This is a genomic window from Serratia sp. BNK-10, from assembly GCF_047456065.1.
Classification (GTDB): domain Bacteria; phylum Pseudomonadota; class Gammaproteobacteria; order Enterobacterales; family Enterobacteriaceae; genus Serratia; species Serratia ureilytica.
Map to the genome: position 1 here is coordinate 4869273 of NZ_CP179894.1, position 13536 is coordinate 4882808.

General features: G+C 57.2%; 8 protein-coding genes, 1 tRNA gene and 2 rRNA genes. 2 read left to right on the forward strand and 9 right to left on the reverse strand.

The genetic code is table 11. The features are described 5' to 3' along the window. Positions 1–59: 59 nt before the first annotated feature. The 3 genes from ACMGG9_RS23385 to ACMGG9_RS23395 all read right to left on the reverse strand — a co-directional run bounded on the left by ACMGG9_RS23385 (position 60) and on the right by ACMGG9_RS23395 (position 4912). Positions 60–2967: ribosomal RNA gene (locus ACMGG9_RS23385) — 23S ribosomal RNA — on the reverse strand. 239 nt (positions 2968–3206) lie between these two features. Continuing rightward, positions 3207–3282 (reverse strand) — tRNA-Glu (locus ACMGG9_RS23390). 88 nt (positions 3283–3370) lie between these two features. Beyond that, positions 3371–4912, reverse strand: a 16S ribosomal RNA gene (locus ACMGG9_RS23395). The 16S and 23S rRNA genes sit together here with 1 tRNA gene alongside, the layout of an rRNA operon. Positions 4913–5387: 475 nt before the next feature. On the opposite strand from ACMGG9_RS23395, the gene ACMGG9_RS23400 reads away from it, so the two are divergent. Both ACMGG9_RS23400 and mdtD read left to right on the forward strand, forming a co-directional pair. Continuing rightward, complete coding sequence (locus ACMGG9_RS23400; protein ID WP_033652336.1) at positions 5388–6077, forward strand: FadR/GntR family transcriptional regulator; 690 nt, start codon at positions 5388–5390, stop codon at positions 6075–6077. A gap of 67 nt (positions 6078–6144) precedes the next feature. Continuing rightward, on the forward strand, positions 6145–7560 hold the full coding sequence (mdtD, locus tag ACMGG9_RS23405) for a multidrug transporter subunit MdtD (protein WP_033645165.1): 1416 nt from the start codon (positions 6145–6147) through the stop codon (positions 7558–7560). Here mdtD and rbsR read toward each other — a convergent pair. The 6 genes from rbsR to rbsD form a co-directional block, all read right to left on the reverse strand. Beyond that, positions 7557–8558 carry a ribose operon transcriptional repressor RbsR gene (rbsR, locus tag ACMGG9_RS23410; RefSeq protein WP_042785608.1) on the reverse strand — a complete coding sequence of 334 codons (1002 nt, stop codon included), beginning with the start codon at positions 8556–8558 and terminating at the stop codon, positions 7557–7559. The two genes, mdtD and rbsR, sit on opposite strands and share 4 nt — an antisense overlap. Positions 8559–8562: 4 nt before the next feature. Next, a complete protein-coding gene (rbsK, locus tag ACMGG9_RS23415; RefSeq protein ID WP_069100087.1) occupies positions 8563–9489 on the reverse strand; it encodes a ribokinase in 927 nt (308 codons plus the stop codon). Between the two features lie 61 nt (positions 9490–9550). Further along, entirely contained in the window at positions 9551–10438 is an 888-nt protein-coding gene (gene rbsB / locus ACMGG9_RS23420) for a ribose ABC transporter substrate-binding protein RbsB (protein WP_028128068.1), read from the reverse strand. Between the two features lie 24 nt (positions 10439–10462). Next, the gene (gene rbsC, locus ACMGG9_RS23425) at positions 10463–11431 is read right to left on the reverse strand and encodes a ribose ABC transporter permease (protein WP_033652333.1); all 969 of its coding nucleotides are present in this window, start codon (positions 11429–11431) and stop codon (positions 10463–10465) included. A gap of 6 nt (positions 11432–11437) precedes the next feature. Further along, complete coding sequence (gene rbsA, locus ACMGG9_RS23430) at positions 11438–12943, reverse strand: ribose ABC transporter ATP-binding protein RbsA (protein ID WP_033652332.1); 1506 nt, start codon at positions 12941–12943, stop codon at positions 11438–11440. Between the two features lie 7 nt (positions 12944–12950). Further along, a complete protein-coding gene (gene rbsD, locus ACMGG9_RS23435; protein WP_033645162.1) occupies positions 12951–13370 on the reverse strand; it encodes a D-ribose pyranase in 420 nt (139 codons plus the stop codon). Positions 13371–13536: the final 166 nt, after the last annotated feature.

A 13536-nucleotide genomic window follows, 5' to 3' on the forward strand; every position in this document is an offset into this window, starting at 1 on the left:
CATCAGAACCAATCTTGGAACGTCGCTGAAAATCTCTCTAAAAACACCTTCGGTGTTGTAAGGTTAAGCCTCACGGATCATTAGTACTGGTTAGCTCAATGCATCGCTGCACTTACACACCCAGCCTATCAACGTCTTAGTCTTAAACGTTCCTTCAGGGGCCTTGAAGGCCCAGGGAAGACTCATCTTGAGGCAAGTTTCGCGCTTAGATGCTTTCAGCGCTTATCTTTTCCGCACTTAGCTACCGGGCAATGCCATTGGCATGACAACCCGAACACCAGTGGTGCGTTCACTCCGGTCCTCTCGTACTAGGAGCAACCCCTCTCAATCTTCCAACGCCCACGGCAGATAGGGACCGAACTGTCTCACGACGTTCTAAACCCAGCTCGCGTACCACTTTAAATGGCGAACAGCCATACCCTTGGGACCTACTTCAGCCCCAGGATGTGATGAGCCGACATCGAGGTGCCAAACACCGCCGTCGATATGAACTCTTGGGCGGTATCAGCCTGTTATCCCCGGAGTACCTTTTATCCGTTGAGCGATGGCCCTTCCATTCAGAACCACCGGATCACTAAGACCTACTTTCGTACCTGCTCGAGCCGTCACTCTCGCAGTCAAGCTAGCTTATGCCTTTGCACTAACCTCACGATGTCCGACCGTGATTAGCTAACCTTCGTGCTCCTCCGTTACTCTTTGGGAGGAGACCGCCCCAGTCAAACTACCCACCAGACACTGTCCTCACCCCGGATCACGGGGCCGAGTTAGAACATCAAACATTAAAGGGTGGTATTTCAAGGATGGCTCCACGCAGACTGGCGTCCACGCTTCAAAGCCTCCCACCTATCCTACACATCAAGGCTCAATGTTCAGTGTCAAGCTATAGTAAAGGTTCACGGGGTCTTTCCGTCTTGCCGCGGGTACACTGCATCTTCACAGCGAGTTCAATTTCACTGAGTCTCGGGTGGAGACAGCCTGGCCATCATTACGCCATTCGTGCAGGTCGGAACTTACCCGACAAGGAATTTCGCTACCTTAGGACCGTTATAGTTACGGCCGCCGTTTACTGGGGCTTCGATCAAGAGCTTCGCCTTGCGGCTGACCCCATCAATTAACCTTCCAGCACCGGGCAGGCGTCACACCGTATACGTCCACTTTCGTGTTTGCACAGTGCTGTGTTTTTATTAAACAGTTGCAGCCAGCTGGTATCTTCGACTGGCTTCAGCTCCATCCGCAAGGGACTTCACCTACATGCCAGCGTGCCTTCTCCCGAAGTTACGGCACCATTTTGCCTAGTTCCTTCACCCGAGTTCTCTCAAGCGCCTTGGTATTCTCTACCTGACCACCTGTGTCGGTTTGGGGTACGATTTAATGTTACCTGGAGCTTAGAGGATTTTCCTGGAAGCAGGGCATCAACTACTTCTGCACCGTAGTGCATCGTCATCACGCCTCAGGGTTAGTATGCAACCGGATTTACCAGGTCACACCCCCTACACGCTTAAACCGGGACAACCGTCGCCCGGCCAGCCTAGCCTTCTCCGTCCCCCCTTCGCAGTAACACCAAGTACAGGAATATTAACCTGTTTCCCATCGACTACGCTTTTCAGCCTCGCCTTAGGGGTCGACTCACCCTGCCCCGATTAACGTTGGACAGGAACCCTTGGTCTTCCGGCGAGCGGGCTTTTCACCCGCTTTATCGTTACTTATGTCAGCATTCGCACTTCTGATACCTCCAGCAACCCTCACAGGCCACCTTCAACGGCTTACAGAACGCTCCCCTACCCAACAACGCCTAAGCGTCGCTGCCGCAGCTTCGGTGCATGGTTTAGCCCCGTTACATCTTCCGCGCAGGCCGACTCGACCAGTGAGCTATTACGCTTTCTTTAAATGATGGCTGCTTCTAAGCCAACATCCTGGCTGTCTATGCCTTCCCACATCGTTTCCCACTTAACCATGACTTTGGGACCTTAGCTGGCGGTCTGGGTTGTTTCCCTCTTCACGACGGACGTTAGCACCCGCCGTGTGTCTCCCGTGATAACATTCTTCGGTATTCGGAGTTTGCATCGGTTTGGTAAGCCGGGATGGCCCCCTAGCCGAAACAGTGCTCTACCCCCGAAGATGAGTTCACGAGGCGCTACCTAAATAGCTTTCGGGGAGAACCAGCTATCTCCCGGTTTGATTGGCCTTTCACCCCCAGCCACAAGTCATCCGCTAATTTTTCAACATTAGTCGGTTCGGTCCTCCAGTTAGTGTTACCCAACCTTCAACCTGCCCATGGCTAGATCACCGGGTTTCGGGTCTATACCTTGCAACTAATCGCCCAGTTAAGACTCGGTTTCCCTACGGCTCCCCTATACGGTTAACCTTGCTACAAAATATAAGTCGCTGACCCATTATACAAAAGGTACGCAGTCACACCACGAAGGTGCTCCCACTGCTTGTACGTACACGGTTTCAGGTTCTATTTCACTCCCCTCGCCGGGGTTCTTTTCGCCTTTCCCTCACGGTACTGGTTCACTATCGGTCAGTCAGGAGTATTTAGCCTTGGAGGATGGTCCCCCCATATTCAGACAGGATGTCACGTGTCCCGCCCTACTCATCGAACTCACGACCTGTGCATTTTAGTGTACGGGGCTATCACCCTTTGCTGCGCGACTTTCCAGACGCTTCCACTAACACACAAGCCGATTCAGGTTCTGGGCTCCTCCCCGTTCGCTCGCCGCTACTGGGGGAATCTCGGTTGATTTCTTTTCCTCGGGGTACTTAGATGTTTCAGTTCCCCCGGTTCGCCTCATGCCACTATGTATTCATGACATGATAGTGTGTCGAAACACACTGGGTTTCCCCATTCGGGTATCGCCGGTTGTAACGGTTCATATCACCTTACCGACGCTTTTCGCAGATTAGCACGCCCTTCATCGCCTCTGACTGCCTAGGCATCCACCGTGTACGCTTAGTCACTTAACCTCACAACCCGAAGATGTTTCCATCGTTCGCGCTGCAAACATTTGAGAGACTCTATGACAGGTTACTCTTTATCCCAGTACATCTACGGAGGGATAAATTTCAGCCGTCATGTTTCAATTTTCAGCTTGTTCCAGATTGTTAAAGAGCAATATCTTAAACATGACTCGGAAGTCATCTTTAAGATATGGTGTATCGTCAGATACTTGAGACCGCCGCTTTCACCGGGTGGGTCGGAAGCTTGGCGTCCCCTAGGGGATTCGAACCCCTGTTACCGCCGTGAAAGGGCGGTGTCCTAGGCCTCTAGACGAAGGGGACACGACACCGTACTTTTATGACGCTTTTGCTCGTTACTTTTTCATCAGACAATCTGTGTGAGCACGCCACGCGAACTAATATCTTTAGGTAAGGAGGTGATCCAACCGCAGGTTCCCCTACGGTTACCTTGTTACGACTTCACCCCAGTCATGAATCACAAAGTGGTAAGCGCCCTCCCGAAGGTTAAGCTACCTACTTCTTTTGCAACCCACTCCCATGGTGTGACGGGCGGTGTGTACAAGGCCCGGGAACGTATTCACCGTAGCATTCTGATCTACGATTACTAGCGATTCCGACTTCATGGAGTCGAGTTGCAGACTCCAATCCGGACTACGACGTACTTTATGAGGTCCGCTTGCTCTCGCGAGGTCGCTTCTCTTTGTATACGCCATTGTAGCACGTGTGTAGCCCTACTCGTAAGGGCCATGATGACTTGACGTCATCCCCACCTTCCTCCAGTTTATCACTGGCAGTCTCCTTTGAGTTCCCGGCCGAACCGCTGGCAACAAAGGATAAGGGTTGCGCTCGTTGCGGGACTTAACCCAACATTTCACAACACGAGCTGACGACAGCCATGCAGCACCTGTCTCAGAGTTCCCGAAGGCACCAAAGCATCTCTGCTAAGTTCTCTGGATGTCAAGAGTAGGTAAGGTTCTTCGCGTTGCATCGAATTAAACCACATGCTCCACCGCTTGTGCGGGCCCCCGTCAATTCATTTGAGTTTTAACCTTGCGGCCGTACTCCCCAGGCGGTCGATTTAACGCGTTAGCTCCGGAAGCCACGCCTCAAGGGCACAACCTCCAAATCGACATCGTTTACAGCGTGGACTACCAGGGTATCTAATCCTGTTTGCTCCCCACGCTTTCGCACCTGAGCGTCAGTCTTCGTCCAGGGGGCCGCCTTCGCCACCGGTATTCCTCCAGATCTCTACGCATTTCACCGCTACACCTGGAATTCTACCCCCCTCTACGAGACTCTAGCTTGCCAGTTTCAAATGCAGTTCCCAGGTTGAGCCCGGGGATTTCACATCTGACTTAACAAACCGCCTGCGTGCGCTTTACGCCCAGTAATTCCGATTAACGCTTGCACCCTCCGTATTACCGCGGCTGCTGGCACGGAGTTAGCCGGTGCTTCTTCTGCGAGTAACGTCAATTGATGAGCGTATTAGGCTCACCACCTTCCTCCTCGCTGAAAGTGCTTTACAACCCGAAGGCCTTCTTCACACACGCGGCATGGCTGCATCAGGCTTGCGCCCATTGTGCAATATTCCCCACTGCTGCCTCCCGTAGGAGTCTGGACCGTGTCTCAGTTCCAGTGTGGCTGGTCATCCTCTCAGACCAGCTAGGGATCGTCGCCTAGGTGAGCCATTACCCCACCTACTAGCTAATCCCATCTGGGCACATCTGATGGCAAGAGGCCCGAAGGTCCCCCTCTTTGGTCTTGCGACGTTATGCGGTATTAGCTACCGTTTCCAGTAGTTATCCCCCTCCATCAGGCAGTTTCCCAGACATTACTCACCCGTCCGCCGCTCGTCACCCGGGGAGCAAGCTCCCCTGTGCTACCGCTCGACTTGCATGTGTTAAGCCTGCCGCCAGCGTTCAATCTGAGCCATGATCAAACTCTTCAATTAAAAGCTTGATTTGCTTCCACTCGAGAAGCGGTGCTCAAAGATTTACTGCATGAATTTTACTTCAGTTAGTCACTCTTCAAGACTTGATATTTTTTTGCATCCGAAGATGCTGGATATCGTCTTGTGGAGTGCCCACACAGATTGTCTGATAAATTGTTAAAGAGCAGCACCGAGAAACTCATCGGCGCGGGCTGCGTATATTACGCTTTTCACCCGGAGAGTCAAGCGTTTATTTCGCTTTCTTCTCGCTGACCCGGCGGATTGTCAGTCGTTGTTCCCGGTCAGTGGAGGCGCATTATAGGGAGTTCTCGGCAGGCCGCAACCCCTAAATGCAAAAAACTTTTCAAGCGCGGATTTTTTCGGCAAAAGAGCGAAAAAGCGGCGAATTTATGTCACTTTTTCAGGCAAACAGCCATAAAAGCTGGCGATCACTGGAGTAAAATAGAAGAAACGAAGTCAGTAAGGATCCGCAGCCATGCCATTAAATGCACAACAACAGGCCGCCCAACGCAATCTTTCTTATCTGCTTGCAGAGAAACTCGGCCAACAAATTCTGGCAGGCGATTATCAGGCCGGCAGCATCCTGCCCGGTGAAATGGAACTGGGCGAGCAATTCGGCGTCAGCCGCACCGCAGTGCGCGAAGCGGTAAAGATGTTAGCCGCCAAAGGCATGTTGTTGCCGCGCCCGCGCATTGGCACCCGCGTGATGCCGCAAAGCCAATGGAATTTCCTCGATCAGGATTTACTGACCTGGTGGATGACGCGGGAAAACTTCGATCAGGTGATGCAACACTTCCTTATATTGCGCACTTCGTTGGAACCGCAGGCCTGCGCGTTGGCGGCAGACCACGCCAGCCCGCAGCAAACCAAACTGCTGGCGGAACTGATGGCGGAGATGCGCGCGCTGCATACCCAGTTTGATCGCGAGCGCTGGATCCAGGTCGATACTCAATTCCACCAGCTCATCTACGAGGCCAGCGGCAATCCGTTCCTGACCTCGTTCGCTAACCTGTTCAGTTCGGTGTATCAGAGTTACTTCCGCGCCATCACCGGCAATGAAGTGATCAAGCTGCGCCACCATCAGGCTATCGTCGATGCGATACTCGCCGGAGACAGCGCAGGCGCCCTCGTCGCCTGCCAAGTTTTGCTGAAAGAGAAAGACTAGACACGCTCCCCGCTTATAGATAGAAGAAAGAGATGAGGGAGAGACGACCATTTAACCAGGACCGACCATGACCCAATCCGCGCGCAGTATGGCAGGACTCCCGTGGATCGCCGCAATGGCGTTCTTTATGCAGGCGCTGGACGCCACCATCCTCAACACGGCGCTGCCGGCGATCGCCCACAGCCTCGGGCACTCGCCGCTGGCGATGCAATCTGCCGTCATCAGCTATACGCTGACGGTGGCGATGCTGATCCCGGTCAGCGGTTGGCTGGCGGACCGCTTCGGCACCCGCCGCGTGTTCATCTTCGCCGTCACGTTATTCACCCTCGGTTCGCTGTTGTGCGCCCTCTCCCCCACGTTGAGCGTACTGGTTGCCTCTCGCGTGCTGCAGGGCATCGGCGGCGCGATGATGATGCCGGTCGCGCGACTGGCGCTGCTGCGCGCCTACCCGCGCAGCGAACTGCTGCCGGTGCTGAACTTCGTCACCATGCCCGGCCTGGTCGGGCCGATTCTGGGGCCGCTGCTGGGCGGCTGGCTGGTGACCTACGCCACCTGGCATTGGATTTTCCTGATCAATATCCCTATCGGCCTGCTCGGCATCTTCTATGCGCGCAAATACATGCCGGACTTCACCACGCCCAAGCGCCGCTTCGATTTTCTGGGTTTTATGCTGTTCGGCCTGAGCCTGGTGCTGATCTCCACCGGGCTGGAACTGTTTGGCGAGCGGGTGCTGGCGAGCTACGTTTCGCTGGGCATTCTGCTCAGCGGCTTCGTGATGCTGTTCGGCTACATCGCGCACGCCCGCCGTCATCCTCAGCCGCTGATCGGCCTCGACCTGTTCAAAACCCGCACCTTCTCGGTCGGCATCGCCGGTAACGTCGCATCCAGGTTGGGCACCGGCTGCGTGCCGTTTTTGATGCCGCTCATGCTGCAGGTGGGATTTGGCTACACGGCGATCGTCGCCGGCTGCATGATGGCGCCGACCGCCATCGGCTCGCTGATGGCGAAATCCACCGTCACTCAGGTGTTGCGCTGGTTCGGCTACCGTAAAACGCTGGTCGGCATCACCGTTATCATCGGAGCGCTGATCGCGCAGTTCGCCCTGCAGAGCCCAGGCATGCCGCTGTGGCTGATGATCCTGCCGCTGTTCGTACTGGGCATGGCGATGTCCACCCAGTTCACCGCCATGAATACCATCAGCCTGGCGGATTTGAACGACGCCAACGCCAGCGCCGGCAACAGCGTCCTGGCGGTCACCCAACAGCTGTCCATCAGTTTCGGCGTCGCGATCAGCGCGGCGGTGCTGCGTTTTTACGAATCCCTGTCGTTAGGCACTATGATCGACCACTTCCATTACACCTTTATCACCATGGGGATCGTCACCGTGGCGTCGGCGCTGGTATTTATGTTGCTGAGAAGGAAAGATGGCCGCAACTTGATCAGCGGCCAGGAAAGCAAGAAAGAAGCGAAGGCGGCCAGTTAACGGCGGCCCACCGAGGCGCGTTCCACCAGCTCGGGCGTCAACACCAGCACCTGGGGCGCGCGCTCCGGGTTTTGCAGGCGGTTGATCAGCGCATCGATCGCCAGCTCGCCCAGCGAATCCTTCGGTTGATGAATGGTGCTCAGCGGCGGCGCCAGATAACGCGCCAGTTCAATGTCATCGTACCCCATCACCGCCATATCCTGCGGCACGGAAAGCCCGGCCTGATACAGCGCCTGATAAACGCCTACCGCCACCGCGTCGTTGCCGGCGAACACCGCATGCGGCGGCTCTTCCAGCGCCAGCAGTTGGCGCATGGCGGTCACGCCGCCTTCAAACTCAAAGTCGCAATGCACTTCATACCCTGGCGGGATCGGTAATCCGGCGCGCCGCATCGCATTGCGATAGCCTTCCAGCCGGTGACGAGCGGTGGTTTTATCCTGCGGGCCGGCGATGCAGGCGATCTTGCGGTAGCCGCGAGCGATCAGATGATCGGTCGCCATCTCGCCGCCCAGCAGCGAGTTATCCTGAATAATGTCGTTCGCGCCCTCGAACGGCGCCCAGTCCATCATCACGATCGGCAATGACGGGTAGCGACTCAGGGCATCCTGAGATGGCCGGTGATTTTCGGTGCACATCAACAGCAAACCGTCGACGCGCTTTTGCAGCAGCGTCTCCATACTGCGGTTCATGCGCGCGGCGTCTTCTTCGGTATTGCACAGGATCAGACTGTAGCCGCGTTCATAGCAGCTGCGCTCCACGCCGCGCACCACTTCAGCATAAAACGGGTTGTTGCTGGCGGTCACCAGCATGCCGATGGTGCGGGTCTGATTAAGCTTCAGGCTGCGCGCCAGCGCAGAAGGCGCATAGTTCAACTGTTCCACGGCCGCCATGACCTTGTCGCGCACGCTGTCGCTGACAAAGCGATTGTTGTTGACCACATGCGAAACGGTAGAGGTTGAAACGCCCGCCAGGCGGGCGACATCTTTCATGGTGGCCAAAGGATCACCCCTGTTGCTGCAAGAAGGCGTCGATCTCTTCGCGCCACGGCACCGAAGGCTGCGCGCCGGGGCGGGTGACGGCGATCGCCGCCGCCGCATGGGCGAAACGCACCGCGTCGGCCATGACCTTGCCTTCCAACAGAGCAGTGACCAGCGCGCCGTTAAAGGTATCGCCGGCGGCGATGGTATCCACCGCTTGCACTTTGAAGCCGGGCACCCGTTTGCCGTTGCCGTTTTCGCTCAGCCACACGCCGCGGCTGCCGAGGGTGATGATCACCGTCGCGATGCCTTTGTCGTGCAGCGCCTGCGCCGCGCGCGCCGCATCGGCGTCGCTGTCCACGGCGATGCCTGTCAGGCGCTGCGCTTCGGTTTCATTCGGGGTGATCATATCAATCATCCCCAGCAGCTCGTCCGGCAGCTCGCGCGCCGGGGCCGGGTTGAGGATCACCTGCGTTTGATGTTGCTTGGCCAAGCGGGCGGCGGCGATCACCGTCTCCAGCGGCGACTCCAGCTGCATCAGCAGGGCGTCGGCGTCGATGACTTTTTGCCGGTAGCGCGCCAGGTAATCCGGCGTCACCGCGGCGTTGGCGCCGGCATTGATGCCGATCACGTTCTCGCCTTCGGCATTGACGAAGATCAGCGCCACGCCGGTGGTGCTGTCGGCGATGGCTTCAATCGGTTGGGTATCAATGCGATCGCTCGCCAGCTGCCGGCGGACACGCTCGCCGATATCGTCGGCGCCCACGCAGGCGATAAAGGCGATCTCCGCCCCACTGCGCCCGGCCGCCACCGCCTGATTCGCGCCCTTGCCGCCAAACGCCACCTTATACTGCTTCCCGATCACCGTTTCGCCCGGGTGGGGGAATTGTTCAATATTGAGGATATGGTCGGCATTGATGCTGCCCAGAACCACCAGCTTACCTGTTTCCATCACATTGATTCCTGAATTGCGCGCCATCGTAAACGCCCCGTCCCGATGGCGCTGGTATGACTTACTGAGTGACCAGTTTCAAATCGACCGGAATGGTCGCCGGCACTTTTTCGCCTTTCAGCACTTTATCGGCGGTTTCCACGCCTATCACGCCGATCTGATCGGGACGCTGCGCCACGGTCGCCGCCAGCTTGCCGCCTTCAACCGCTTTCACGCCGTCGGCGGTGCCGTCGAAGCCTACCACGATCACGTCGGTTTTACCGGCGGTTTGCAGCGCACGCAGCGCGCCCAGCGCCATTTCATCGTTCTGGGCAAATACCGCCTGCACATCCGGGTGAGCGGTCAGCAGGTTCTGCATCACGTTCAGGCCCTTGGTGCGGTCGAAATCGGCCGGCTGGCTGGCCAGCAGCTTGAATTTATTCTGATCCAGCGACTGTTTAAAGCCTTCGCCGCGTTCCCGCGCGGCGGAGGTGCCGGCAATGCCTTCCAGCTGAATCACCTTGGCGTCGGCGCCCGCTTTCTTGGCGATGAAGTCGCCGGCCATTTTGCCGCCCACGCGGTTATCCGAAGCGATATGGCTCACCACTTCACCCTTGCTCGCCACGCGGTCCAGCGTGATGACCGGGATCTTAGCCTGGTTGGCCATCTTGATGGCGTTGCCCACCGCATCGGAGTCGGTCGGGTTGATCAACAGCAGCTTGGGCGCCCGCACCATCAGATCCTGCACGTTGGCCAGCTCTTTCGCCGGGTTGTTTTGGGAATCCAGCACCACCAGGTTATAACCCAGCTTGTTGGCCTCTTGCTGCGCCCCATCCTTCATCGAGACGAAGAACGGGTTGTTGAGGGTGGACACCACCAGCGCGATGGTGTCTTTGGCCATGGCATTGGCGCTCAAGGTGGCGCTCAACGCGATGGCGGAAGCTAAGGTTGCCAGTTTTTTCATTTTCATCATCGTGATTCCTGTAGGGGGAGGTTACTTGTTGCTTTTGTTATCTACCAGAACCGCCAGCAGTATCACCACTGCCTTCACGATCATTTGGTAGTAGGAAGAAACACCCAGTAAATTCAGGCCGTTGTTCAGAAAACCGAGGATCAGCGCCCCGATCAGCGTGCCGACGATGCGTCCCTTGCCGCCGGCCAGGCTGGTGCCGCCCAGCACCACGGCGGCGATGGCGTCCAGCTCATAGCCGGTGCCGGCGGTCGGCTGCGCCGACGAGAGGCGCGCCACTTCGATCACCCCCGCCAGCGCCGCCAGCAGGCCGCACAGCGAATAGACGATAATTTTCACTTTATCGACGCTGATACCGGACAGGCGTGTCGCCGCTTCATTGCCGCCCAGGGCATAAATATAGCGGCCCAGGCGCGTATGGTGCAGCATATACCAGGCGGCGATGAACACGATCGCCATGATCCAGATCGGCGTAGGCACACCCAGCGGACGGCCGATGCCGAACCAACCAAAGGTGTCGGCCACGTCGGTGAAACCGGTATTGATCGGGCTGCCGTTGGTGTACACCATGGTGACGCCGCGCAGCAGCAGCATCATCACCAGCGTAGCGATAAAGGCTTGCACCTTGCCTTTGGCGACGATCACCCCGGTGCAGGCGCCAATCGCGGCGCCCAGCGCCAAGGCCGCCGCCACCGCCACCAGCGCGTTGACTTCAAAGCCGACGATCGACGCCGCCACCGCGCCGGTCAGGGCCAGCAGCGATCCCACCGACAGATCGATGCCGGAAGTGAGGATCACCAGCGTCATCCCCACCGCCATGATGGCGTTGACCGAGGTCTGCTGCAGAATATTGAACAGGTTGTTCAGGGTGAAGAAGTTCGGGCTCATGGAAGAGACCACGGCGATCAGCACCAGCAGCGCAATCAACGACTTCTGCTCTAACAGCCACTCTTTACTGAACCAGCGCTTAGCTGCGATAGTCTGGGAACTCATATCTGATTACTCCTGCTTTACGCCGTATTGCTTGCCGACGGCTGCCGCCATCAACGCTTCCTGGGTGGCCTGTTCAATCGGGAACTCGCCGCTGAGATGCCCTTCGTGCATCACCAGAATGCGATCGCTCATGCCCATCACCTCCGGCATTTCCGAAGACACCAAAATGATGCTCAGCCCTTCCTGCTTGAACTGGTTGATTAACTGATAGATCTCTTTTTTCGCCCCGACATCGACGCCGCGCGTCGGCTCATCGAGGATCAGCACCTTCGGCCGGGTCATCAGGCCGCGGGCGATCGCCACTTTCTGCTGATTGCCGCCGGAAAGCAGACCTATCGGCTGCTCCATCGACGGCGTTTTGATATTGAACAGGCGGATGAAGTCCCCCACCGCCTGCCGCTCGTCGGCCTGTTTCAGGCTGCCGTCGGCGCGGCTGAAGTAGCGCAGCGCGGTCAGAGACATGTTTTCCTTTACCGACATGCCCAGCACCAGGCCGTCGCGCTTACGGTCTTCCGAGATATAGACGATGCCGTTCGCCAATCCATCCTGCGGCGAATGGGTGACTACCTCGCGGCCGTCGAGGTTGACGGTGCCGGCCTTGCGCGGCGCGGCGCCGTACAGAATCTTCATCAATTCGGTGCGCCCGGCGCCCATCAAGCCGGCCACGCCGAGGATCTCACCGCGATACAGCGTAAAGCTGACGTCTTCAACGCCGGGTCCGGAAAGATGACTGACTTCCAGCCGCTTTTCCCCGCGCGGTAAATCAAGGCGCGGGTATTGTTCTTCCAGCTTGCGACCGACCATCATTTCAATCAGCGAATCTTCCTGCAGCTCGCTCACCGGCCGCTCGGCGATGAACTGCCCGTCGCGAAATACCGTCACGTCGTCGCAGATTTCAAAGATCTCTTTCAGACGGTGTGAGATATAGACGATGCCGCGCCCTTCGGCCTTCAGCTCGTTGATCACCTTGAACAGCGAGGCGGTTTCGGTGTCGGTCAGCGCATCGGTCGGTTCGTCCATGATGATCACTTTCGATTCGAAGCTCAGCACCTTGGCAATCTCCACCATCTGCTGATCGCCAATCGACAGCTCGCCCACCAGCCGGTGGCTGCTGTAGCGCAGGTTGAGGCGCGCCAGCAAGCGATCGGCCTCGGCGTACATGCGCTTCCAGTCAATGCGGCCGAAACGGTTGACGAACTCGCGGCCGAGGAAGATGTTTTCCGCAATCGTCAGCTGCGGGATCAGGTTCAGCTCCTGATGGATAATGCCGATGCCCGCTTCCTGCGAATCTTTAGGCCCGTTGAACGCCACCTCTTTACCGAGAAAATACTGACTGCCGGCGTCTTTCTGATAGATGCCGGTCAGCACTTTCATCATGGTGGACTTCCCGGCGCCGTTTTCCCCCACCAGCGCCATCACCTTGCCGGGATAAACGCTGAGAGCGGCGCCGGAAAGCGCCTTCACGCCGGGAAAGGCTTTATCAATCCCTTTCAGTTGCAGTAAAGGTTGCATAAACGCCTCAGAAAGTTACGCCGGCGCACAGGATCACGTTCGCGTAAGGCGAACACTCCCCGCTGCGGATCACCGCCCGGCTGTGCTCGGTTTGCGCTTTAAACGCCTGATGGCTGATATAACGCACGCCGATGGTATTGCCCTGGCGTTGGCCCAGTGCGGTCAGTTCAGCCAACAATGCCTCGTGGAGCGACGGATTTTGTTTCACGATTTCTTCCGCCAGGATGGCGCTTTCTACCTGCATCTCTTGCGTGACCGCCGCGAACACCTGCATGAAGGTCGGCACGCCCTGCGTCAGCGCCAGATCGATGCGCTGCGTCGCCGCCGGTATCGGCAAACCCGCATCGCACAAGGTGAGCTGATCGGTATGCCCCAGCCGGGCAATCACGGCAGACACGTCGGAATTCAGTAATACGCCTTTTTTCATCTTCTCACTCCGCTAGCGAAACGTTTCGCTCTCTGGAGGAGTGTAAAAAAACGGCAGGGGAAGGCAACCCGGACAATGCAGAAGTGTGATCGTCATCGAAACGTTTCGTTCGCGCACGGAGAAAGCGCAAACAAAAGGGGCTCAGCCTAGCTGAGCCCCTGTCAGG